The 23260-nt window shown below is 59.5% G+C and carries 25 protein-coding genes; 9 read left to right on the top strand and 16 right to left on the bottom strand.

What is annotated here, in order from left to right; all coding sequences use genetic code 11:
• Together B7L09_RS09345 and B7L09_RS09340 are read right to left on the bottom strand one after the other, a co-directional pair.
• Nucleotides 1-583 (bottom strand): papain-like cysteine protease family protein (locus B7L09_RS09345; RefSeq protein WP_094468586.1); only part of this gene is annotated, 583 nt, incomplete at its 3' end.
• Nucleotides 584-837: 254 nt separating this feature from the next.
• Nucleotides 838-1113, bottom strand: coding sequence for a hypothetical protein (locus tag B7L09_RS09340; RefSeq protein ID WP_094468585.1), 276 nt, complete (start codon nt 1111-1113; stop codon nt 838-840).
• Nucleotides 1114-1359: 246 nt separating this feature from the next.
• On the opposite strand from B7L09_RS09340, the gene B7L09_RS09335 reads away from it, so the two are divergent.
• Nucleotides 1360-1584, top strand: a complete 225-nt coding sequence (locus B7L09_RS09335; RefSeq protein ID WP_094468584.1) for a hypothetical protein — start codon at nt 1360-1362, stop codon at nt 1582-1584.
• Between the two features lie 6 nt (nt 1585-1590).
• Here the strand turns inward: B7L09_RS09335 and B7L09_RS09330 are convergent, their stop codons facing one another.
• Complete coding sequence (locus tag B7L09_RS09330) at nt 1591-2325, bottom strand: DUF899 domain-containing protein (protein WP_094468583.1); 735 nt, start codon at nt 2323-2325, stop codon at nt 1591-1593.
• 177 nt (nt 2326-2502) lie between these two features.
• Between B7L09_RS09330 and B7L09_RS09325 the strand changes: the two genes are divergently transcribed.
• A complete protein-coding gene (locus B7L09_RS09325; RefSeq protein ID WP_094468582.1) occupies nt 2503-2892 on the top strand; it encodes a transcriptional regulator in 390 nt (129 codons plus the stop codon).
• A gap of 125 nt (nt 2893-3017) precedes the next feature.
• On the opposite strand, the gene B7L09_RS09320 is transcribed toward B7L09_RS09325, so the two are convergent.
• The 3 genes from B7L09_RS09320 to B7L09_RS09310 form a co-directional block, all read right to left on the bottom strand.
• Entirely contained in the window at nt 3018-3887 is an 870-nt protein-coding gene (locus B7L09_RS09320) for a DUF6279 family lipoprotein (protein WP_094468581.1), read from the bottom strand.
• Nucleotides 3888-3965: 78 nt separating this feature from the next.
• A complete protein-coding gene (locus B7L09_RS09315) occupies nt 3966-4682 on the bottom strand; it encodes a TorF family putative porin (RefSeq protein ID WP_094468580.1) in 717 nt (238 codons plus the stop codon).
• A gap of 221 nt (nt 4683-4903) precedes the next feature.
• Nucleotides 4904-5083 (bottom strand): PFL_1563 family small protein, encoded by a 180-nt coding sequence (locus B7L09_RS09310; RefSeq protein WP_003193095.1) that lies wholly within the window; start codon nt 5081-5083, stop codon nt 4904-4906.
• A 361-nt stretch (nt 5084-5444) separates the two neighbouring features.
• On the opposite strand from B7L09_RS09310, the gene B7L09_RS09305 reads away from it, so the two are divergent.
• From B7L09_RS09305 to B7L09_RS09295, 3 genes are all read left to right on the top strand, one after another.
• Complete coding sequence (locus B7L09_RS09305) at nt 5445-6281, top strand: CvfB family protein (RefSeq protein ID WP_094468579.1); 837 nt, start codon at nt 5445-5447, stop codon at nt 6279-6281.
• Between the two features lie 46 nt (nt 6282-6327).
• On the top strand, nt 6328-6720 hold the full coding sequence (locus B7L09_RS09300; protein ID WP_094468578.1) for a DUF2177 family protein: 393 nt from the start codon (nt 6328-6330) through the stop codon (nt 6718-6720).
• A gap of 182 nt (nt 6721-6902) precedes the next feature.
• Nucleotides 6903-7835 carry a DMT family transporter gene (locus B7L09_RS09295; protein ID WP_094468577.1) on the top strand — a complete coding sequence of 311 codons (933 nt, stop codon included), beginning with the start codon at nt 6903-6905 and terminating at the stop codon, nt 7833-7835.
• Here the strand turns inward: B7L09_RS09295 and B7L09_RS09290 are convergent.
• Nucleotides 7780-8961 carry an MFS transporter gene (locus tag B7L09_RS09290; RefSeq protein ID WP_094468576.1) on the bottom strand — a complete coding sequence of 394 codons (1182 nt, stop codon included), beginning with the start codon at nt 8959-8961 and terminating at the stop codon, nt 7780-7782. The two genes, B7L09_RS09295 and B7L09_RS09290, sit on opposite strands and share 56 nt — an antisense overlap.
• Before the next feature lie 103 nt (nt 8962-9064).
• On the opposite strand from B7L09_RS09290, the gene ptrR reads away from it, so the two are divergent.
• Nucleotides 9065-9958, top strand: a complete 894-nt coding sequence (gene ptrR / locus B7L09_RS09285; protein ID WP_094468575.1) for a putrescine utilization regulator PtrR — start codon at nt 9065-9067, stop codon at nt 9956-9958.
• A 139-nt stretch (nt 9959-10097) separates the two neighbouring features.
• Nucleotides 10098-10226 (top strand): PA1414 family protein, encoded by a 129-nt coding sequence (locus tag B7L09_RS32360; protein ID WP_003184145.1) that lies wholly within the window; start codon nt 10098-10100, stop codon nt 10224-10226.
• Between the two features lie 185 nt (nt 10227-10411).
• On the opposite strand, the gene B7L09_RS09280 is transcribed toward B7L09_RS32360, so the two are convergent.
• From B7L09_RS09280 to speB, 6 genes are all read right to left on the bottom strand, one after another.
• Nucleotides 10412-10663: a phosphopantetheine-containing protein gene (locus tag B7L09_RS09280; protein WP_094468574.1), complete on the bottom strand. Its 252-nt coding sequence runs from the start codon at nt 10661-10663 to the stop codon at nt 10412-10414.
• Between the two features lie 55 nt (nt 10664-10718).
• Nucleotides 10719-11444 carry an MBL fold metallo-hydrolase gene (locus tag B7L09_RS09275; RefSeq protein ID WP_094468573.1) on the bottom strand — a complete coding sequence of 242 codons (726 nt, stop codon included), beginning with the start codon at nt 11442-11444 and terminating at the stop codon, nt 10719-10721.
• A gap of 85 nt (nt 11445-11529) precedes the next feature.
• Nucleotides 11530-12909 (bottom strand): sodium:solute symporter family protein, encoded by a 1380-nt coding sequence (locus B7L09_RS09270; protein WP_094468572.1) that lies wholly within the window; start codon nt 12907-12909, stop codon nt 11530-11532.
• Between the two features lie 235 nt (nt 12910-13144).
• Nucleotides 13145-14656, bottom strand: a complete 1512-nt coding sequence (locus tag B7L09_RS09265; RefSeq protein WP_094468571.1) for a purine-cytosine permease family protein — start codon at nt 14654-14656, stop codon at nt 13145-13147.
• Between the two features lie 54 nt (nt 14657-14710).
• Nucleotides 14711-15118 (bottom strand): YybH family protein, encoded by a 408-nt coding sequence (locus tag B7L09_RS09260; RefSeq protein ID WP_094468570.1) that lies wholly within the window; start codon nt 15116-15118, stop codon nt 14711-14713.
• 9 nt (nt 15119-15127) lie between these two features.
• Nucleotides 15128-16078 (bottom strand): agmatinase, encoded by a 951-nt coding sequence (gene speB / locus B7L09_RS09255; RefSeq protein WP_094468569.1) that lies wholly within the window; start codon nt 16076-16078, stop codon nt 15128-15130.
• Nucleotides 16079-16422: 344 nt separating this feature from the next.
• Between speB and B7L09_RS09250 the strand changes: the two genes are divergently transcribed.
• Together B7L09_RS09250 and B7L09_RS09245 are read left to right on the top strand one after the other, a co-directional pair.
• Nucleotides 16423-17316: a LysR family transcriptional regulator gene (locus tag B7L09_RS09250; RefSeq protein WP_094468568.1), complete on the top strand. Its 894-nt coding sequence runs from the start codon at nt 16423-16425 to the stop codon at nt 17314-17316.
• A gap of 5 nt (nt 17317-17321) precedes the next feature.
• Nucleotides 17322-17918 carry a tRNA-uridine aminocarboxypropyltransferase gene (locus tag B7L09_RS09245; RefSeq protein WP_094468567.1) on the top strand — a complete coding sequence of 199 codons (597 nt, stop codon included), beginning with the start codon at nt 17322-17324 and terminating at the stop codon, nt 17916-17918.
• A gap of 145 nt (nt 17919-18063) precedes the next feature.
• Here B7L09_RS09245 and B7L09_RS09240 read toward each other — a convergent pair whose 3' ends face one another.
• From B7L09_RS09240 to B7L09_RS09230, 3 genes are read right to left on the bottom strand one after another with little or no spacing between them, the layout of a single operon-like run.
• On the bottom strand, nt 18064-19431 hold the full coding sequence (locus B7L09_RS09240; protein ID WP_094468566.1) for an HlyD family type I secretion periplasmic adaptor subunit: 1368 nt from the start codon (nt 19429-19431) through the stop codon (nt 18064-18066).
• Between the two features lie 9 nt (nt 19432-19440).
• The gene (locus B7L09_RS09235; RefSeq protein WP_094468565.1) at nt 19441-21600 is read right to left on the bottom strand and encodes a type I secretion system permease/ATPase; all 2160 of its coding nucleotides are present in this window, start codon (nt 21598-21600) and stop codon (nt 19441-19443) included.
• Nucleotides 21601-21618: 18 nt separating this feature from the next.
• Nucleotides 21619-22977, bottom strand: a complete 1359-nt coding sequence (locus B7L09_RS09230; protein WP_094468564.1) for a TolC family outer membrane protein — start codon at nt 22975-22977, stop codon at nt 21619-21621.
• Nucleotides 22978-23260: the final 283 nt, after the last annotated feature.

Genomic DNA, 23260 nt, shown 5'->3' with positions numbered 1-23260 from the left:
AGTTTTTTACGGTGAAGTAAGTGTTGGTCCAATTGCCGCCGCCGTTGTACGAACCGGGGAACGAGTTCAATGCGCGGGTCGAATAGCCGTAGATCGAATCTGCGATCAACAGGTAGTTGCCGTTGGTGCCATAGATCACCAGAAAGTGCGCACCGCCACCGTACCAGGCGCAACGCAAACCGATGGGGCGGCCCATGTTGAGCTGGTTCTGGATGGCCGACATCTGCAGCGAGCCTTGATTCATGCCGTTGTAGCTGCGCGTGATCCGAAGCGCGGAATCCAGGTAGCCGTAGACGTTGCACGGCCCCGGCTGGTTGCAGCAGTTGCGGTCCAGCGCGTTGCTGGCAACACCGCACTGGGTCCAGGACCCGGTGCCGTAGTAGTTGCCGACCGACGCGGAAACAGCCGCCCAGCACCAGTTGGTCTGGGTTTGTTTCTGCATGCTGAAGTTGAGGCTGGCAGCGGCCAGTGCATTGAGGGGGGCAGCCGATTCGACATCGGACAGTTGCGGGTTGAGCAGATGACCGGTCAGGCACCTTGGCAGGGTTTCGCCGGTGAATGACGTGGCTTCAGTGGTTAACATTTTCAATCCTCCATGAGTGAAAACTAGCGTCCAGCTAGTGGGTCTGTAGCGGTGTGGCTGAGCGATCGGCGTGTGCGGTTTGCCATGGTTGATGGCCGGCTCCGATCCGGGCTCGAGGTAACCTTAGGCATGAATATGCGTTTGTGCAAATAATTAAATGCGCTAGTGCAAATTCCAGATCGAAAGAACGGCGCCTGTGACAGCGCCGGAGGAACCGTCGTTGTTTGCGTAGGAGCGATCCGAAGGCCCTGGTTTCAGCTCTCAGCCTTTTTATCCGCCGTCTGCAGCTCTTTCAACCGCTGATCAATCAGCTGGCACTTGTCGGGCAAATCCGCGCTGGCGGTACCCAGATCCATCTTTTGCAGCTCGGCGTTGATCTCTTTGGCCTTCTTCGGATTCTGTTCCGTGAGCCTGGTCACTTCCTTGGCCAGTTGTTCGCGCTTGGCGGTGGCTTCTTCGGGGGTGCAGGCCCAAGCGGGGAGGGCGCTGGCGAGGGTGATGGTGAGGGTGAGTTTCAGCAGGGTTTTCATATCAGGCCTCGAATTCCGTATTGGGCGGTTAAACGGTTGAGGCTGCGGCCTGCTGAAAGTTCACCTGNNTGGTGGAGAAGTAAAAACCAATTTTAAATATTGAGTTTTCGAACAGAAAATCTGTATACCCCAGGATCGGACATGTTTCCAAAATTAATATTAATGGTGCTAGCCCTGTCGCTATCCGCTTGCGGACCTTCTCGTTCAGCATGGATTGACAGCGCGAACAGCCTGGTCGGGCAGCCCATGCCCAACATCGAGAGCGGCCCCTGCGATGTTCGCTGTCGGGTCATGTTGTGGTCCCCGAACAATCACGAACACCGCTATGAGCGAGTGGTCGAGGGCGACGGTAATCGCTACTACTTCAACTGGCTATTCGACTGCAGTTACTCGGTGTACACCACGGCCGATGGCGTGATCCGGTCGTGGCGGTTCGAGACCCATCGGCCTGAAAGTTGTTATGTGTTTTAACGCGCACTATCCAGCATGGCAGCAACTGGGCGACGCCTTGTCTTCGTATTTGTCGTGATGCTGTACCCATTCCATGATTTCCTCCTCGTTGCGCCCCTTGGGCGTCAGGTCGAGGTAGTTGTAGGCGCCGACCAGCAGGTCGAGGCCTCGGGCATAAGTGGAATAGGTGTGAAAGATTTCTCCCGCTTCATTGCGATAAAACACGCTGAGGCCGGGAAGTTCTTCCTCGGCACCGTCAGTTTTTTCGTAGTTGTAGGTGGCCTTACCGGCAGCGACGTCTTCGGCTCGGGCGGTGACGCCAAAGTCGTAGTTGAAATCGCAGCCTTCTGACGACACCCAGTCGAATTTCCAGCCCATGCGCCGTTTAAATGCCTGGAATTCGGCAAACGGTGCGTGGGAAACCGCCACCACGGCGACGTCATGGTGAGTCAGGTGCTGGTTGGCGCCGTCGATGTGGTCGGACAGGAACGAGCAGCCGGGGCATCCCTCATCCCATCCAGCGGCGAACATAAAGTGGTAGATGACCAATTGGCTGCGGCCGCCGAACAGGTCGGCGAGTTTGAGTTCGCCGTGGGGGCCTTGGAAGTGGTAGTCCTTGTCGATTTTCACCCAGGGCAGGGCGCGGCGTTCGGCGCTGAGTTTGTCCCGTTCCTTGGTGAAGGCTTTTTCGTGGGCCAGGTGTTGTTTGCGGGCGGCGAGCCATTCTTCACGGGACACGACGGGATGGTTCTGAACGTTCATCAGGTTTCTCCTTCGCAATGCTGGGAGGTGTCTTACAGAGCCTAGTCGTTTGACCTGCGTCCAAATCGACATGCCGTCGGTCGTTAGCCGCAAAAAACTCGGCTGAACGGCTGCGTGTGGTGTCGGTCACAACTTAAGAAGGCCCTCTCTCTCACAGGCTTTGGAGGTTGAATCAGGATGACAACTTACAACTGGGATTTGATTGAACGCTTGCTGCACGAAGTGCAGAAAGGTGAAAACAGCTTCACGCCGCGCCCGTATGCCGAGCAGTACGCTGCGGAGAAAGCGTCGGAAGGCGAAGCGACTGAAAACCTCGATCACCTCAAAGCGGTGGCCGGCGAGTACGAAAAGTTACTGCTGCAGCGTGGTTACATCGAGCCTCGGCCAGAAGAGCAGGGCGGCACCGGCTCCAATTACATTTTGACGCCGCGGGGCTCGAGTTTGTTGAGCCTGATCGACAGCAGCATTCCGGGTAATGATCATCCGCGGCAGGTATTGGATGAGCAGGAAGATGCGCTGGATGAGCTGACGTTTGATGAGGTGGCGTCGAAGGCTCAGATCGCCTGAAGACCACCGGTTACCAATGTGGGAGCGGGCTTGCTCGCGAAGGCGCAGTGTCAGGCAATTATGATGTTGACTGACACTGCGCCTTCGCGAGCAAGCCCGCTCCCACAGTTTGATTTGTGTTGTGTTTAGCCCTGTTTCGCGGCTTTCAGGCATTTCAGATCGTTGAAGTCCTTGCGCACCCCTTCAATCTTTTTCAACAGCCGCTGACGCTGAGCCGGCGTGCTCTCGGCCATCAGATCCACAAACAATCCCCGTGCTTGCGCTTCAGTGTTGGCGTAAGCCTGACGGTACGCCGGCGTCCATAAACTCTCGCGATTCACGAGAAGCGTCTCGATTCGTTGTGGGAATTCCGGACTCTGGCGCTGCGCAACGGCCGCACTGAATTGCTTCTGCCAATGCGCTCGGTTGGCGATCCATTGCGTGTTTTGGTCACCCAAGGCGTTCGACCATGTCACCACCCGTTGTTGCTGGGTCGGGCTGAGCGGGCCAAGCCAGTCATTCAGGCGTTTTTGCATGCGCTCGCTACGTTCCTTGATCTGCTGGTCGAGCGTTGGTTTGACGTATTCGTCTTGACGCTTGCGTTGGTCCTTGGCGAAGGCGTCGTTCATTTCCGCGACTTGCTTGTCGTCCAGCCCCTGTAACAATTCGATGGCCGAAGGGGTGATTTCCCGAGCGGTCTGGGCGATGGCAGCCTTGGCTTCTTGAGTGCGGGATTGCAGTGCGGCGTCGGTGACCTGATTGGTCTCGACCATGGTTTGCAAGCGGTCCAGCCAGTCGAGATAGCCTGGCAATTGCGTGGTGCAGTGCCAGGCCAGGTGTTCCTTGAGGCGCTCGTTGAACCAGCCTTTCTGTTCGCCGTTCATGTCCAGATAGTCGCTGAGCGTCCACGGAATGATCACGTCGAGGTTGCGGTAGGCCAGGCCCACGCGGCTACAGGCGCCAAGGGCGAGGCTGAGAGTGATGATGACGGCGAGATATTTTAACCAGCGCGACATGAGCGAATCCTTGCGAAAGCCTGGCTTCGTGAGGGGGATTCTTATGTGAACGCAGAATGGGCCCGGCAGTTCAGCCGATCAATAGAAGGCGCGTTCGGCCTTGAGGGTGACCAACCCGTCGCACTGGCTGTTGTGCCCGGAGTAGGCGGAACAGTCGCTACCGCTGAGGCTTGAGTCGCTGTAGATCAAGTTCAGGTCGACACCCATGAACGGCCGGGAAAGTTGCACGGACCAATCGGTGAAACTGCCGATATAGCCGCCGTCGACGGACGCTGGCGTGTTGAGTTGGTGGGTGGTGTATTTCATGCTGATCCCGATGCCGAACGGCTGATTGCCGCCCAGGTCGGCGAAGACGGTGCTGTTCTGTTTGTCCGGGTCGTTGCTGAACGCGGCGCCGAAACGGCTGCCGAGAAAGGTCAGGCCACCGAACAGCTCCTGGCTGTCGAGGGTGTCCACTTTTGGATAGCTGTAGCGGATCATGCCGACTTCGTAGCCGAGGGTATTATCGAAAGGCTGTTTAAAGCCCATGTAGGAGTCGACTTCAAGGTTGGCTCCCGGCGTTAAACCCATGCTCGGTGCCCATTGCCCCACGTAAAAGCCACTGTCATGGCTCAGGTCCAGGCCACCGTGAAACGAGCCGGTGCTGGAAGGCTTGACCAGCCCCTGGGCCATGCTGCGGCTGGGGGTGGTGCCGAGTTTGAGATCGAAATCGCCCAATTCACGCTGGAAGACTTGCGCGTTGGCGACCGAACACGACAGCAGGGTGCCGAGCAATAGATAGGAGGGTTTGAGCATGCGTCACTCCATGACCGCGAGGAGCAGGAACAAAAACCTACTGAAACGCTTGATCTAGACGTGTGCAAGCATACCGGCGAATGCACGGCATTGAAGGCCGTTCGTCGATTTTTGAAATATTGATGTGTTTGGCGGGGTGTTGCGGGGAGGTTCCAGTCCAAGCGCTTCGAAGCTCAAAGCGCTTACGGACCAGGTGACGCGGCGGATCTTTGGGGGAAGTGTTACTTCTTGCCCAGGCTGATCTGCTTGGACGGGCCGAAAGTCTGGCCGCTCACGCCCTTGGCAATTTGCTGGATTTCACCGCCGGACTTGAGGAACGCAGCAATCTGGCTGTTGATCGATTCGCTGGTTTCAACGGCTGGAGCTGGCTTTGCTTTGCTGTTGGATGCTTTTACGCGCATGGCGGCCACTAACCTGTAGAAAATTAACTTGGCCAGGCATCGTACAGGAAATACTTGACAATTGCTTGGCTAATATCCCCCCAAAATACACATCGCAGGGGCGTCATTAATCACAAGCTATTATTCGAAATACGTCCCTAAGCCGCTGTTTTAAATAAGAACGACGGTAGAAAAACACAGGTTTCAGATCCGTTGGCGAGGGTGGCGATCACCCGTTCGGCCTGACGAGCGGCCAAAAGCCCGAGGCAGAACCCAGGAAAATGAAGGCCTGCAGAAGAATTTCTGCTGTCACCGGGCTGGCTACGGGAACGCCGCCCGCAAAACCGGGTAGAATGCCGCCCACGCAATGAGGGTATTGGAAATGGCTTTAGTCGGGCGCTACAACAGCTTGCAAGTGGTTAAACACACTAACTTTGGTTTGTACCTGGACGGTGGNCAAGATGGCGAAATCCTCTTGCCCAACCGGTATATCCCAAAAGATATTCCCAGTGAAGATGAAGACTGGCTTAACGTTTTCATTTATCTGGACAGCGATGACAAACTTATCGCGACGACTGAGAAGCCGAAAGTTCAGGTCGGTGACTTCGCCAGTTTGAAAGTCGTTGAAGTCAACAGCATCGGTGTTTTCCTGGATTGGGGCCTGCCGAAGGACCTGTTGCTGCCGTACTCCGAAGAAAAACGTCAGCTGACCGCCGGGGAATATTGCGTCGTGCATGTCTACCTCGACAAGCACACCAAGCGCATCACCGCCACTGCACGGCTGGACCGCTACCTGGACAAGACGCCTGCCAACTACCAGGTAGGCCAGGAAGTCGATCTGCTGGTGGCTGAAGCCACGGACATGGGCTTCAAGGCGATCATCAACAACAAGCACTGGGGCCTGATCCACAAGAACGAAGTGTTCAAGTTCCTGCGCCCGGGCAAGGAAGAGAAAGGCTTTATCAAAGAGATTCGTGCCGATGGCAACATCAGCCTGAGTCTGCAGCCGGTCGGCCAGGAAGCGGCCTCCAGCCTGAACTCGAAAATCCTCGCCAAATTGCGTGAAAACAACGGCACCTTGCCGGTCAGCGATAAAAGCGACCCGGCAGTGATCAGCAACTTGTTCGGCGTCAGCAAAGGCAACTTCAAGAAGGCCATTGGTGCGCTCTACAAGCAGGGTCAGATCGTCATTCATGCCGATCGCATTGAACTAAGCTGACCTCGCTCCGGCCCCATGTAGGACGATTACATGGGGTTGGGCGGCTATGAAAAAAATGCTGTTTGCTTACGCGGGCACCTTGCTCGCGTTTCTCGTGCTCGACGGCCTCTGGCTCGGCGTGCTGATGGCGCCGACTTATCGGGCGCTGCTCGGTCCGCTGATGCTCGACCAACCGCTGCTGGCCCCGGCAGCGGTGTTCTATCTTCTCTATGTATTCGGTTGTGTGGTGTTCGTGGTGTTGCCGGCAAAGACTTGGCGACGAGCCTCGGCGCTGGGCGCGTTGTTAGGGCTGGTGGCTTACGGCACGTATGACTTGAGTAATTGGGCGACGTTGAACGGATGGTCGGCGCAGTTGGCGTTGATGGACATGGCCTGGGGCACGTTGGCCACCTGCGTTGCCTGCACTGTTGGGTATTGGGTTGCGCGAAAGATGCTGTGATCCAGTTGCCTGCGATGACGTTATCGCGGGCNNAAAAGTCCTCCGCAGCGGCATTTTCTGGCCATCTGGTTAATAATCGACAGCATAACTTTTCGCCCCGAAACCGTTTGTCCAGCAAGCAGGCCGGGGCTTTGTTTTTACTGTCGAGTCACTGCCATGTTTGTTGTTGTCGAGGTGTTCCGGTGAGCGCCAGCCGGCGTAGCGCCGATGGGTTTGCCCTGCAAGTAATGATCGGGTTGTGCCTGATCTGGGGCGTGCAGCAAGTAATGATCAAATGGGCGGCGCCCGACATCGCGCCGGTCATGCAGGCGGCGGGGCGGTCGGGTATTTCCGCGTTGCTTGTAGGACTGTTGATCTGCTGGAAGGGCGGCTGGGATCAGGTCAGCAACACCTGGCGCGGTGGTTTGCTGGCCGGTGCGCTATTTGGTCTGGAGTTCTTCTTCATTTCCGAAGGCTTGCAACTGACCACGGCTGCGCACATGTCGGTGTTCCTCTACACCGCGCCGATTTTCACCGCATTGGGCGTGCACTGGCTGCTGCCGAGCGAACGGTTGAGACCCGTGCAGTGGCTGGGGATTTTCCTCGCGTTCGTCGGGATCGCCATCGCGTTTGCCGGCGGCGTGTCCTGGGACAACCTCGATCACCGCATGTTGATGGGCGATGCGTTGGGTGTGCTGGCCGGGGCATCCTGGGGCGCGACCACGGTGGTGGTGCGCGCCTCGCGGCTGTCGGAAGCTCCGGTGACGCTGACTCTGTTCTATCAACTGATCGTCGGATTCGTCGGGCTGCTGCTGATCGCGATCCTCAGCGGTCAGGTGACCCACGTCAGCCTGACCACCGTGGCGGTGGCGAGCGTGCTGTTCCAGGGGCTGGTGGTGTCGTTCTTCAGCTACCTGACATGGTTCTGGCTGTTGCGCCGTTACCTGGCCGCGAACCTGGCGGTGTTTTCGTTCATGACACCGCTGTTCGGTGTCACGTTCGGCGTGGTGTTGCTGGGTGAAGAACTGAGCGTTAACTTCGTCATCGGTGCCGTGCTGGTATTGTTGGGCATCACGTTTGTCAGCGCTGAGCAGTGGGTGCGCCGTCGTTTGCGCAAAGCCCTTGGGCAGCAGTGACCGGACGCAACAACAACCCACCGGCGACAAGCAAGCCACTGCCGGCAACCACCAGTGCTGGCTGCAAACCGCCACTGAAGTTGCTGCTCAGCGCCGCCAGCAACGGTCCTGCGAGCTGACCCACGGCGAAGCACGCCGTCAGCAACCCGGCGTTGCGTTGGGTGGCGTGGGGCGCCAGTTCCCGGGAGCGTTGCATCACCAATTGCATGCAGGCCAGGAACGGCGTGCCGCAAAGAATGACGCCCAAGGCCAAGCCCGGCCCGCTGCCCAACAGGCAGGCAAAGACGCCGGCGGCTTGCAGCCACAACGTCACCATCAGCCAGTGGCGAGTGCCATTCGGGGTTTGTCGACGCAGACTGACCAGTACCACTCCGATGGCCGACGCCAGGCCGAAGCACGGCCAGAACAGGTCGGCCTGCCATTGACCATGGAATTGGGCGCTGGCCATTTGCGAAAGAAACGTGGCGGGGATGATGTAGCCCAAACCGTACAGTCCGTAGATCACACCTAGACGGCCAATGCCTTGCTGACTCGAAGTGCCTGAGCTCGGTGCGGCAACCGCAGCGGCGGTCGATTGCGGCAGAAACGGCAGAATCCCCAGCAGCATCGCCAAGGCGACACCGGCATACACCAGCCACAGGGTGGCAGACGTCTGCCCCAGCAGGTGTGAGCCCAAGGCCAACATTCCTGTAAGAAAAATCCCCAAACCCGGTCCGGCGAATACCTGGGCGCCCAGTCGTGGGCGACCGGCTGCCGCGGCCAGTGGCTGGCTCAACGCCGTGATCATCACCAATACCCAGGCGCTGGCCACGCCGGTACCGAATCGCAGCACCAGATGCGACCAGAACCCGTTGGCCCAGAAAGACGCCAATGTCAGCAGCACACACAACCACAGACCACCGAGCAGTCGCCGACGAACCTGTTCGGGGCGACGAGAGAACATGGCATCCACGGCGCCGACGAAGTAACCGAGGTAGTTGGCAGCCGCAATCAGACCGGCGGCGGTCAGGTCGATTTGACCTTCACTGAGCAAGTGCGGCATTTGCGGCGTGAGGGCGAAACGCCCGATGCCCATGGCCATCATCAGGGCGATAAAGCTGGCGAGTAAGCGAATCAAGGGAGACATGGTCTGAATTCCGGTAAAGGCTCAATGACCGTCAGGCTAGGACTGATTGACTTTCTTTAAAAATGAATAATAGTGAGTAACTTGTTCAGTTTTGGAGAAAGGTATGGAGTTCAGTCAATTGCGCATTTTCCAGGCCGTGGCGGAAGAGGGCTCCATCACCCGTGCGGCCGAGCGCCTGCACCGTGTGCCGTCGAACCTGTCGACGCGGCTCAAGCAACTTGAAGAGCAGCTCGGTGTAGAGCTTTTCGTCCGCGAGCGTCAGCGTTTGCAGTTGTCACCTGCGGGAAAAGTCCTGCTGGACTACACCGCCAAGCTGTTCAACTTGCGCGATGAAGCTCAGGCGGCGGTGCAGGGCGGGCAACCGGCCGGGGACTTCGTGTTGGGCACCATGTACAGCACGGCGGCGATTCATCTGCCGGGGTTGTTGGCGCGTTATCACCGCACGTACCCGGCGGTGAACCTGCAAGTGCAATCCGGGCCCAGCGGCGAATTGCTTGAGGGCTTGCTCACCGGTCGTCTCGATGCGGCCTTGGTGGACGGCCCGCTGGAACTGGCCGGACTGGATGGCGTGCCGTTATGCGACGAGCGGCTGGTGCTGATCAGCGAGGCCGATCACCCGCCGGTGCGTAGCGCGTTGGATGTGGAAGGGCGCTCGGTGTTTACCTTTCGTCAGGGCTGTTCCTACCGGATGCGTCTGGAAGCCTGGTTCGCCCATGACCATGCGGCCATGGGCCGGGCGATGGAGATCGAGTCTTACCCGGGCATGCTGGCGTGTGTGATTGCCGGCTCAGGCGTGGCGCTGATGTCGGAGTCGATGCTGGCCAGCCTGCCGGGCCGCGAAAGCGTGGCGGTGCACCCGTTGGCGGAGCCGTTTGCCCACGCAACAACCTGGTTGATGTGGCGCAAAGGCATGGTCGGGGCCAACCTGAACGCGTGGATTGAGCAGCAACAGACGGTCTATCCATCGGCGCCAGTGCAGGCTTCGGCGATTGCTTGAACTATCGGTCAGGTATTCTGATCAATTCAGTAACAGATCATTGCGGATTTGGCCGAGCATTGCGTAGGACTTCGGACTATTATCAGTGCGAAGGGGCTACAGAATTTCAGCCGCTCGGCACTACCCTGAAGGGGGCACCATGAAAGAGAAAATCCAAAACTGGCTGCACGATCTGGGTGTTGCACTCGGTTTGATCGAACCGCCTCTGCAACCGGTGCCAATTCGCACTGACGACGAACAGCGTCGACGCCAGCCGCGCCGCCGGTAAGTCTGGCCCGCACTGGCTAAAACCTGGCAAATCCTCTGTGGCGAGGGAGCTTGCTCCCGCTGGGGCGCGCAGCGCCCCTTGGTAGCCTCAGAATTGTCAGGGAATACTCGGAACATGCTGCGCAGCCGAACGGGAGCAAGCTCCCTCGCCACAGTTCACCACGAGCGCGCGCTTGGCATTCGTACTCAATGCCGCCCGATCTCCACCAAAAACCGACTCAAATCATTCGCCGTCCTGGCCTCCTTGAGCATCCGGTCTTCTTCCGCCGTAAACGCCGTCAACCCCAGCTCATCCTCCAGATGGAAGATCAGCTCTTCGATATCCTGTTTATCCAATCCCAACTGCGCCAGGCTGGCGTTGTCGTCGAAGTCATCCTGACCCTCCAGCAGACGACTGATGAAGCGATGCACGGCGGCACGAACGGCAGCTCTTTTCATGGTGGTTCTTCGAGGGCGTCATTGTTGTTGTCCCTGGGCTTGAGTACAGCAGGCTTCAGGCGTGTGAGCGCTGCCACTCGTCAATCATCGTGCGCAAATGCTCCCCGGAAAAACTGCCGAAATGCCCGCCGTGCACCGTGCGGATCGGCAACCCGCGCAAACGCTGCAGGCTGCGAGCGTAGTCGTCGAGATTGGAATGGTAGGCGTCTGCGATCAGCGGGCCGTCGTAGATAATGTCGCCGCTGAACAGCGTCTCGGTTGCCGCCTCGTACAGGCTGATGCCACCCGGTGAATGCCCCGGCGTGTGCAGCACCTGCAGCACGCGATTGCCCAGATCCAGCACATCGCCTTCTTCAATCATCCCCGTGGCCGGTGCGGCTTTGACTCGATATTCGGCGTAGCACAATGGGCAGTCCGGGTGCGCCTCGAACATCTCGTCACCGACAAACGCCCGGCTCAAATCGTTTTCGCCGTCGGGTGCCGCCAGGATGTCGGCCTCGGCCGGATGCACCAGCCGTTCCGGAAATTCGTGATGCCCGGCAATGTGGTCGAAATGGCAATGACTGGCGACCGCCACCAACGGCCGTTCGGTGATCCACGGCAACTGTTCACGCAGGCTCACCAGCCCGGAACCGCTGTCCAGCAGCAAGTCCTTGTCGCGGCCCTGAATGTGCCAGAGGTTGCAGCGATAGAAAGGCCGGATGTAAGGCTCGTGAATCAGCCGAATGCCGTCACTGAGCTGTTTGACCTCGAACCACTGATCGCGAGAAACAATCTTCATCAAAGGTTTTCTCCAGACGAAAAAAAACGGGTGTGGCAACCGACGCCACACCCGTCGAAGAAAGCATCAAGTCGTTATGTTCAGCTTAGGCGGCGCTGGCCACCGTTGCCGGACGAGGGGACAGCAAGCTGACCAGCACGAAGCTCACCAGACCCACGCCGAGGCTGTAGTAGATCGGAGTGTTGGCGTCCATACCGTCCTTGATCATGAACAGCAGCGCGGTGGCAAAACCCATACCCATGCTGGCGATGGCGCCGGCGGTGGTTGCGCGTTTCCAGAAGATTGCACCGATCAGCGGGACCAACATACCGCCCACCAGCAGGTTGTAGGCCAGGGTCAGGGCGCTGATTACGTCATTGACTACCAGCGCGATGCCAAGAACCACGATGCCGGTCAGCAGGGTGAACAGGCGGTTGATACCCAGGCTCGACTGTTTACCGCCACGCAGTTTCGGCAGCAGGTCTTCGGTCAGGGTGGTGGCGGCGGCGAGCAGGCCGGCGCTGGCGGTGGACATCATGGCCGCCAGGGCAGCGGCGATCACCAGGCCGCGAATNCCATCCGGCAACGAGGCTTTGACGATGGCGGCGAAGGCATTGTTGACGTTGTCCAGGTTCGGCAGCAGTACATGCGCCGCCATGCCGATCAGGGCGCAGGCCAGTCCGTAAAGNATGCAGTAGAAACCGGCGAACGTNCCTGCGTACTGGGCGACCTTTTCGTCACGGGCAGTGAATACCCGCTGCCAGATGTCCTGGCCGATCAGGATGCCGAAAAAGTAGATCATGAAGTAGGTGATGATCGTGTCCCAGCCGATTTCGGTGAAGCTGAAATTCGACGCGGGCAACTTGGCCACCAGTTGGTCCCAGCCGCCGACGCGGTACAGGCAGATCGGCAGCAGGATAAACATCAGCCCGACGGTCTTGATCACGAACTGCACAATGTCGGTCAGGGTCAGCGACCACATGCCGCCGATNGTCGAATACACCACCACCACGCCACCGCCCAACAGCACCGACAGCCAGAACGGCAGGCCGAACAGCACTTGCAGCACGGTGCCGATGGCCAGGATCGAGGTCACGCCTATCATCAGCGCGTAGGCCAGCATGATCACCGCACTCGCTTGGCGGGCCATGGGGTTGTAGCGTTTTTCCAGCACCTGGGTAACGGTGTAGATCTTCAGTTTCAGCAGCGGTTTGGCGAGGAACAGGTTCAGCGCCACGATCCCGCAACCCAGTGCGGCGCAAAGCCAGAAACCGGAGATGCCGTGCACATAACCCAGGCGCACAGTGCCGACGGTGGATGCACCGCCCAGCACGGTGGCGGCCATGGTGCCCATGTACAGCGACGGGCCCAGGTTGCGACCGGCTACCAGGTAGTCTTCGTGGGTCTTGGCGCGGCGCATGCCGTAATAGCCGAGCACGAGCATGCCGGCGGCGTAGATGAGTACGACGAATAAATCCAAAGCCATGATGGCGTGTCTCCGATTGTCTTTTTTATGGTGAGGCGAAAAATCAATCCCTGTGGACAAACCGTCCCCACAGGTAATGCGTTGACCACAGGTAATGCGTTTGATCAGGCGGCTATCCTGCAACCGCGTTTCTTCAGGGGAAACACCTTGTCTTTTTTATGGTGAGGCGAAAAATCAATCCCTGTGGACAAACCGTCCCCACAGGTAATGCGTTGACCACAGGTAATGCGTTTGATCAGGCGGCTTGTCGCATCGCCGGTTTACCGAGCGAATCCGTGCCCTTGCTGCGTGCATCATTCGGCCCGAACACCGCAGCCGGTTCCGGGAACAGACTCAGCAGCGTCAGATACACCAGCGACGCCAGGCCGAGGGTCACCGGCAGGCTGATGTCGATACCGCCCGCCAGTTCGCCCAGCGGGCCGACAAACTGCCCCGGCAGGTTGACAAAGCACAGACCGACCNGTGCGCTCGGGATCCAGGCGCCCAGCCCGCGCCAGTTCCAGCCATGGCTGAACCAGTAGCGGCCGCCGGTTTCACCGCGAGTAAACACCTGCAGGTCATCCGGGCAGTAAAAGCCTCGGCGTACGATCAGGCCGATGATCATCATCACCATCCACGGTGTGGTGCAGGTGATGATCAGCACGGCAAAGGTCGACACGCTTTGCACCAGGTTGGCGGCGAAACGTCCGATGAAGATGAAGGCAATCGACATCACCCCGATCAGCAACGTGGCCTTGACCCGTGACAGCAGGCGCGGGAACACGCTGGACATGTCCAGCCCCGTGCCATACAGCGACGTGGTGCCGGTGGACATGCCGCCGATTACCGCAATCAGGCACACCGGCAGGAAGAACCAGGTAGGCGCGACGGCCAGCAGCCCGCCGACGTAGTTGTTGGCCGCGATGTAGTCCGGCGCCTTGATGGCCACGATGGTCGCGGTGGCGAGGCCGAACAGGAACGGGATCAAGGTGGCGATCTGCGAGATCACCACGGCGGCCATGATCCGGCGCTTGGAGGTGTCACGCGGGATGTAACGCGACCAGTCACCGAGGAACGCGCCGAAGGAAATCGGGTTGCTCATCGCTACCAGCGCAGCGCCAATGAAGGCTGCCCAGAAACCCGGTTGACCCATGCTCACGGTGCCGGCGTAGTTCACATCGAAAGGCCCGGCGAAGGCGAAGATGCCCAGCAGGAACAGCAGGCTCGCCGCCCATACCGCAATGCGGTTAACCCACAGCATGAAGCGAAAGCCGTAGATGCACACGGTCAGTACGAGCATGGCGAACACGCCGTAAGCCAGGCCCAGGGTCAGGTCGGTTTCCGGCAGGCCGATCAGACGTTTCGCACCACCGACCAGCGCATCGCCCGAACTCCACACCGACAGTGAGAAGAAGGCAATCGCCGTCAGCAGCGACAGAAACGAGCCTACAATTCGCCCGTGCACACCAAAGTGCGCACCGGAAGACACCGCGTTATTGGTGCCGTTGATCGGCCCGAACAGGCCCATTGGCGCGAGGATCAGCGAGCCCAGCAGCACGCCCAGCACAATTGCCCAGACGCCGGCCTGAAAAGACAGGCCGAACAGTACCGGGAAACTACCCAGCACGGCGGTGGCAAAGGTGTTGGCACCGCCGAAGATCAGTCGGAACAGATCCGTCGGGCCTGCGGTGCGTTCGTTGTCCGGGATCTGTTCGACCCCGTAGGTTTCAATGTGCGTAAGGCTTTGGTCTTTGTTGTTGTTATTCATGATCAGCTCCGATCATAAAGGCGCGCTCATCGTGTGTGAGCGTCACCTGTTTGGCTAAGGGGGTGGCAGCCCTTCCGGCATCGCGGACAAATGTTCGTGGCAGGCCAGCCATAGGCCTTGTTGTTGTCGGCGAAACACAATCGTCTCGCGCTCCTGGCTGAAGTGTTGCTCCCCGTTCATGCGCAGCTCGGTGGCCACGTCATGAATAAATACCGCCACGTTACCCTGCAGGCTGACGAAAGCGTTGCTCGAGGTGCACGCAAGCACCTCGAAGCCATCCTCGGCGCGCCAGGTGTCCCACAACGCCTGATAGGCATCGCGCGACAGCAAGGGCTGTTCGAGGGTGTAGAAGACGAAGCTGGCGTCGGCGCTGAACGCGCCGAAGTAGGCTTCGCGATCGTTACGGGCAAACGCCGTCACCAGATCGGCGGCGGCGTTCAACACCTGATCACGTTCGTTCATGACCGATCCTCAGCGGTGGGCCACGCCCGGCAGTACGCAGAGCATTTCGTACAGCAAGTTGGCGGCCAGCAGCGAGGTGTTGCCGGTGGTGTCGTAGGGCGGCGAAACTTCTACCAGATCGCAACCAATCAGGTCGAGGCCCTGGCAGCCACGGATGATTTCGATCGCCTGGATGGTGGTCAGCCCGCCGATTTCCGGGGTGCCGGTGCCGGGCGCCCAGGCCGGGTCGATGCCGTCGATGTCGAAGCTCAGGTACACCGGGCCGCCGCCGACTTTTTCACGCACTTCGGCCATCAGCGGCGCGAGAGAGTGGTGCCAGCATTCTTCAGCCTGGACCACGCGAAAGCCCTGTTTGCGGCTCCAGTTGAAGTCTTCGGAGGTGTAACCCTGAGCGCGCAAGCCGATTTGCACCACGCGATCGCAGTCGATCAGGCCTTCTTCAGCCGCGCGACGGAAGGTGGTGCCGTGGGCNANTTTCTCGCCGAACATATGGTCGTTGACGTCGGCGTGGGCATCGATGTGCACCAGCCCGACCTTGCCGTGTTTCTTGTGGATCGCCCGCAGGATCGGCAGGGTGATGGTGTGGTCGCCGCCCAGGGTCATCGGGATCACGTTGTGCTCAAGAATCTCATCGTAGGCTTCCTCGATGATGCGCACGGCGTCGAGCAGGTTAAAGGTGTTGATCGCCACGTCGCCAATGTCCGCAACCGACAACGAGTCGAACGGCGCGGCGCCGGTGGCCATGTTGTAGGGGCGGATCATCACCGATTCGGCACGGATCTCACGCGGCCCGAAGCGGGTGCCGGCGCGCAGCGAGGTGCCGATGTCCAGCGGCACGCCGACAAAGGCGGCGTCCAGGCCTTTGGCCGTTTGCAGGTGGGGAAGTCGCATCATGGTGGCGATGCCGGCGAAGCGCGGCATTTCATTGCCGCCCAGTGGTTGGTGAAGAATCTTGTCCACGGGTAAGGCCTCATCGTCGTTGTTTTATTTATGTCGGTTGCGCCGCTCCGGGGAGGTTCGGGCACCGTTGGGGGCCGATTCTGCGAAATGTAGTGACCGGGAAGAATCGCTACGGGCAAATACTTAGTTCAGATTTTTCTAAACTAATGCGGAGCGCACAGATAGACTTGTCGGCGTGTACAGAGCCCCAGTGGCGAGGGAGCTTGCTCCCGCTCGGCTGCGCAGCAGTCGTAAAATCCCTCATGCGGTCCGTCTGACACAACGAGGTGAATGATTTTGGGGCCGCTTCGCAGCCCAGCGGGAGCAAGCTCCCTAGCCACAAAAGCGACAGACGGAGAGCCCCCATGGCCAACGCTTTACCCGACCTGAAACTGTTACGCATCTTCGTCAGCGTGGTCCGTCATCAGGGGTTCGCCAATGCCCAGCAAGAGCTCAACCTCTCGACCTCGGCCATCAGCACCTACATGAGCCAGCTCGAATCCGCCCTCGGGCTGGTGTTGTGCCATCGCGGTCGCGGCGGTTTCAGCCTCACCAGCAAGGGCGAGCTGTTCCATCAGGAAACCTTGCGTCTGCTCGGCGAGCTCGAAGGCTTCGAACAATACGCGGCGGCGTTGAAGGGCGAACTGCGCGGCACCCTCAACCTTGGGGTGATCGACTCCACCGTCAGCGACAAGGCCTTGCCGTTCGCCGAAGNCATTGGCGCCTACAGCCTGGAACACCCGGCCGTGCACCTGCATTTGTCGGTGATGAGCCCCTACGAATTGCAGCTCGGCGTNCAGGACAACCGTCTCGACCTGGCCATCGGTGCGTTTTCCACCCGCATGAGTGGGTTGATCTACATGCCGCTGTACCGCGAGCAGCATTGGCTGTATTGCAGCACGCGACACCCGTTATTCAACGAACGGCGTATCCCCGAACAAGTGATTACCCAGCAACGCATGGTCGGTCGTGGCTACTGGAGCCAGGCCGAACTGGCGCGTCACGGCTTCAAACACAGCGCGGCGACGGTGGAAAGTATGGAGGCGCAGTTGATTCTGGTGCTGTCCGGCGCCTATATCGGCTACCTGCCGGAGCACTACGCCCAGGCTTGGGCGGACAAGGGCGACTTGCGCGTCCTGCTGCCGGCGACGTTTGGTTATCAGGCGCCGTTTTCGATGATCGTGCGTCGTGGCCGCAGCCGCGAGCCGCTGATCCAGACCTTCCGCGACCTACTCAAAGCCCAGCTCAACCAGGCCTGAAAATCATGTCCAGACCCCAGTGTTCCCGGTGCCTCAGGCCCATCACCCATTGCCTGTGCCCGCTGATCCCCAGCCTCGACAGCCGCACCCGNGTGTTGCTGTTGCAGCATCCGAGCGAAGTGAATCATGCGCTGAACACCGCGCGTTTAGCGGCGTTGGGCTTGAAGAATGCCGAGTTGATTGTGGGGGAAGTATTCGAGGATCTAGCGGCGCTGCTGAACCCGCCGGGGTATCAGGCGCGGTTGTTGTTTCCGGCCGACGAAGCGCAGCCGTTGCAGGCGTACACCACGAATGAAGAGCCGCTGCTGCTGGTCGTCCCGGACGGCACCTGGCGCAAGGCGCGCAAGATGTTGCACCTCAATCCGTTGCTGGCGGCGTTGCCGAGGGTGACGTTGGCCGAGGGTGGCGTTTCGCGCTATCGGCTGCGCAAGGCACCGGGGCCAGGGGCGTTGTCGACGGTGGAGGCGATTGTTCAGGCGTTGCAGACGCTGGAAGCGCCGGCCTCTTTTGAACCCTTGTTAAAACCGTTCGAGGCGTTGATCGAGGGGCAGATTGCGGCGATGGGGGAAGAGGTTTTTCAGCGCAATCATGGGCCGAAATAGGCGGTGTTTGTGAGGGCCTCTTCGCGGGCAAGCCCGCTCCCACAGGATTTGTGTTGTACACAAAAGATGTGAACACCACGAACACTGTGGGAGCGGGCTTGTCCGCGAAGACGACAGCAAAAACACCAACAATTCCGGCAAGAGACTACCTTTCCCGCATCGCCTCGGTCCGCGCTTTCAACACCGGTTTCAAAAGGTAATCCAGCACACTTTTCTCCCCGGTAATGATGTCCACCGTCGCCACCATCCCCGGAATAATCAGCAACGGCTTCACATCCCCGCCCAAGTGATTCTTGTCGGTCCTCACCTGAATCAGATAAAAGCTGTTGCCCTTGTCATCGGTAATCGTGTCCGCACCAATCAACTCCAGCTTGGCAGTCAGTCCGCCATAAATCGTGTAGTCGTAAGCACTGAACTTGACCATCGCTTTCTGCCCCGGATGTAGAAACGCCACGTCCTGCGGCCGCACCTTGGCTTCGATCAGCAGGTTGTCTTCAATGGGGACGATTTCCACCATGTCGCTGCCCGGTTGGACCACGCCGCCGATGGTATTGACCTTCAGCACTTTGATAATCCCGTGCACCGGCGACACCACCGTGGTGCGGGTCACGCGATCATCGATGGCGATGCTCGACGCTGTGATTTTCGACAGGTCGGTGCGTTTTTCATTCAGCTCTTTCGCCGCGTCCGAGCGGAAGGATTGTTCCGATTCATCAATCTTGCTTTTGATCTCATTGATCGCCGATTCCGCCCGGGGAATCGCCAGCGTCGTGGCGTTCAACGAGCCGCGAATCTCCACGGCGCTGCGTTTGAGCCGCAGGATTTCCACCGGTGAAACCGCCCCGGTGCCCACCAGTGGCGCTGACATGTTCATCTCTTGTTGCAGCAAGGCCAGGCTCGAACTGAACTGCCCCTGCTTGGAGCGAAATTCCGCCAGTTCCTGGGTTTTCTGCCGCAGTTGTTCACTCAGCGTCCGTTGCTCACTGGCCAGTCGACGTTGGCGTTGTTCATACAGCGAGCGCTCATCCTCGGCCACTTGCGGCGCCTTGGCGATCACCTCCGGCGACAGCTTGAACGGCCGGCCTTCGGCTTCGGCCGACAGGCGTTCGACCTGTGCGGTCAACGCGTAACGATCCGCTTCGCTTTCGCCCTTATTTGACAGGAATCGAGTGTCATCGAGGCGCAGCAAGGTGTCGCCCTTGTTCACCATTTGCCCTTCGCGCACGAAGATCTCGGTGACGATGCCGCCCTCAAGGTTCTGGATCACCTGGACCTTGCTCGACGGGATCGCCTTGCCTTCGCCCATGGTGACTTCTTGCAGCACCGCAAACTTGGCCCAGACCAGCGCGGTAATCAGCAAGGCTGCGGCCAGCCACACGGTGATTCGCGACCAGCGCGGAGAATCCTGCAGCGAAGCGCCGGCGGTTTCCGGCATGAATTCGCTCTCGGCGGTTTTGCCGAAGCTGCCGAAGTAGCCCCGGTCTTGTGGCGTGTCGGATGATGAACGGGCCATGAGTAGCTCCTAGACAGCCGCAGAGCCGACACGGCCCTTGCGCAGTGCATCGATGACCGCTTCTTTCGGACCGTCGGCAACGATCCGCCCGTTATCCAGCACCAACAGCCGATCCACCAGGCTGAGCATCGAGGTGCGGTGAGTCACCAGCAGCAAGGTCTTGCCCTGAACCCAGCCGTGGAGTTTCTGCCGCAAAACATCTTCGCTGCTGTTGTCCATGGCGCTGGTGGGTTCGTCGAGCAGCATGATCGGCGGATCCAGCAACAAGGCCCGGGCCAGCAGCACCGCCTGACGCTGACCGCCGGACAGCAACTGCCCGCGTTCGCCCACGGGCCGGTCAAAACCTTGCGGATGCTGGCGCGCCAGCTCGGTGACACCGGTCAGTTCGGCGACTTCGAGCATCCGTGAATCGCTGATGTAACGCGCACCCAGGGTCAAGTTGTCGCGCAGGCTGCCGGCCAGCAGCGGCAGGTCATGGGCGACGTAACCGATTTGCTGGCGCAGGTCGGCGACATCGAGTTGCCGCAAGTCCAGGCCATCGAGCAGTAACTGGCCTTCTTCCGGTGCATAGAACCCCATCACCAATCGCGCCAGGGTGCTTTTGCCCGAGCCGCTGCGACCGATGATGCCAATCCGTTCGCCGGGTTTGACGCTGAAGCTGACATTGGACAGGGCCGGGGCGTTCTGGCCGTTGTAGTGGAAGGTCACGCCGCTGACATCCATCGCGCCTTGCAACTGCGTGCGCTCCAGCGGCCGCTGGTTGGCGTCGCGCTCTTGCGGCAAGGACATCAGCGCATCGGTGCTTTTCATCGTCAGTTGCGCTTGTTGGTAGCGCGTGATCAAACCGGCGATCTGCCCCAGTGGCGCGAGCACACGGCTGCCGAGCATGTAGGTCGCCACCAGCGCACCGACGCTGAGGTTGCCGGCGATGATGCTGTAGACCCCGGCGACGATGGTCGCCATGCCGGAGAATTGCTGGATGAACAGCGTGCCGTTGGTCGCCAGTGCCGAGAGGTTGCGCGCATGGCTGTCGAGGCGGGTGAGGGCGCCGTGGGTGCTTTCCCATTTGTGCTGGCGTTCGCTTTCGGCGCTGCACGCTTTCAGGGTTTCCAGGCCACCGAGGGTTTCGATCAGCAAGGCCTGGCGTTCGGCGCCGAGGCTCAGGCTTTTCTGCACGGTATCGCGCAGGCGGACCTGAATCACCATCGCGAAAATGATCGTAATCGGAAAGGCGAGCAATGGAATCACCACCAGCCAGCCGCCGAGCAGGCCGATCACCACCAGCATCAGCACGGCAAAGGGCAGGTCGATCAGGCTGGTCAGCGTGACGGCGGTGAGGAATTCGCGCAGGCCCTGGAAGTCATGGATGCTCTGGGCGAAACCGCCAATGGTCGCCGGCCGCGCTTTCATCGCCATGCCGGTGATGCGTTCGAACAAGGTCGCGGAAAGAATTACGTCGGTTTTCTTCCCGGCGGTGTCCAGCAAGTGCGCGCGCACTACCCGCAGCACCAGTTCGAAACCGGTGCCGATCAGCAAGCCGATCGACAACACCCACAAGGTCGACGTGGCCTGGTTCGGCACCACGCGGTCGTAGGTTTGCATCACGAACAGCGGCACCATCAACCCCAAAAGGTTGATCAGGAAACTCGCCAGAATCGCATCGCTGTACAGCCATTTCGACAGCTTCAAAGTGTCGCGGAACCACGCCTCCACGCGCGGCACCAGCGGCGAGCGCAAGTCTTCGAGTTCATGGCGTGGCCGGGCGAACAAGGCCTGGCCACTGTAATTTTCGGCCAGTTCTTCACGGCTGACCCATTGTTCGCCGCCGTCCGCTTCGCTGGGCAGGATCAGCAACCGGCCGTCATCGCCAAAACGTCGCAGGATGGCGGTGCGGCCGTTGTTGAGGATCAGCATCACAGGCAGGTTGAGCGCGGAAATGTCCGCCAGTTCGCGGCGCAGCACCCGCGCCTGCAAGCTGGCCCGCGCTGCTGCACGAGGCAGCAGGTCCAGGCTCAGACGTTGTTTGTTGAGCGGTAGCCCGGCGCTCAGGCTGGCGCGACTGACTGTCGCGCCGTGGAGTTTGCAGAGGATCAACAGACCGTCCAGTAGCGGGTCATCGAAGCTCAGGCGCGGATCGACACCGGTGTTGCCGGGTTCCATGCTGGTCAAATTGATCTCTCCACAGGCCTACTTCAGTTCAGGCAAACGGGCTTCGTTTTTCACTTCGGTGGAGGCGATCGCATCGGCGGGCAATACCACCCGTTGCTTGCTCAGCAACTCGCCCATGTTCGCCAGCACGCGGTACATCGAGTATTCCTCGGTGTAGCGCACTTCGGTGTAGCGACGGTTGGCGTTGTAGAGCTCGTTTTCACTGTCGAGCAAGTCGAGCAGAGTGCGTTGGCCGAGGCCGAACTGGTCCTGATACGCCAGGCGCACGCGCCGGCTGGTATCGGCGTATTCGCGCGCAGTCGGGGTCTGTTTCTTGGCATTGACCATGGCGTTCCAGGCCAGGTGGATGTTCTCGTTGAGTTGGCGCAGGGCGTTGTTGCGGATGTCCATCGCCTGGTTGATCTGGTGCGCATCGGAAGCAAGGCGAGCCTTGTCGCTGCCGCCGCGGAACAGGTTGTAGTTCATCACCACGCCCACGCGCCATTCGTTATCGTGGCCTTCATCGCCTTGCACATTATTGTTCGCGCCCACCGCGGCTTCGGCATCGAAACGTGGATAGAACGGCGACTTGGCGACTTCGTACTGGCTCTCGGCCGATTGCACGTCAGCCTGGGCGGATTTCAGGTACGGGTTGTTTTCCACCATGCTCTGCTGAGCTTCCGGCAGCGTGGCGGGCAGTTCGCCGCGGATCGACGGCGGGGCTTCGAGTTCATCCGGCAGGCGTCCCACAACGGCGGCGAAATTCGACTCGGCATCGGCCAGATCGACTTCGGCGGTGTCGAGGTTGTTTTGCGCCAGTGCCCGGCGAGCGCTGGACTGATCGGAGTCGGCGTTGCTGCCGACGCCACGCTGGGTGCGCAGGCCGATCTGGTCGTTGACCCGCAAGTGAGCCTGCAGGTTGTTCGTGGCCAGGGTCACCAGTTCGCGGCGCTTGAGCACTTCGAGGTAGACCTCGATGGTGCGCAATGCCAAATCCTGTGCGGTGCCTTGAGCGTAATAGGCTCGGGAGTTTACGACTCCTTTGGTGCGTTCGACTTCATTCGCGGTGTTGAAACCGTCGAACAGCATCTGCCGCAGGCGCAGCTCCGATTGGGTGTAGGTGAGGATTCTGGTGTCGTGATTGCCGAACGCCCGGGTGTTGGTGTTATCGCTGTACCCGCGCCCGTAGGCGGCGTTCAGATCAACTGATGGATAAAAGCCCCCCTTCGCGACTTTGACTTGCTCATCCGCGGACAGGCGCGAATCTACGCGCGAGGCCAGTTCCGGGTGGGTTGCGATGGTGCTCTGGATCGCCTCGGTCAACGATATGGCTTGGGCCTGGGATGTGCAGGCCATGGCCAGCAGAATTGCGCTGCAAAGGGGGGTTAAAACGCGCATGGGTACATCTCCCTGATTCCTGATGGTTCTTTATCAGTCGCCAATTATTTGACGACATTTATAGGCAAAACCGTTTCATGCTTGTAACAACGTAGCTAAGAACATTCTAGAGCGTAGCTAAGAAATTTTTTTCATAGGGGTTATTCCAAAAAAAACTTATGCGCTCTGCAAAATCCAGCACATTGTTCACTCTGAAAGCCCTTGATTCACGAGCTCTAGGGAGCATTCGAGGGTTCAAGGAAAGTTCCATCCACTTATCGACATAGGGCGGAGAAGTGCTGGA

It is taken from the genome of Pseudomonas mandelii, from assembly GCF_002251635.1.
GTDB lineage: Bacteria > Pseudomonadota > Gammaproteobacteria > Pseudomonadales > Pseudomonadaceae > Aquipseudomonas > Aquipseudomonas mandelii_B.
This window is presented reverse-complemented; position numbering and strand designations above follow the sequence as displayed.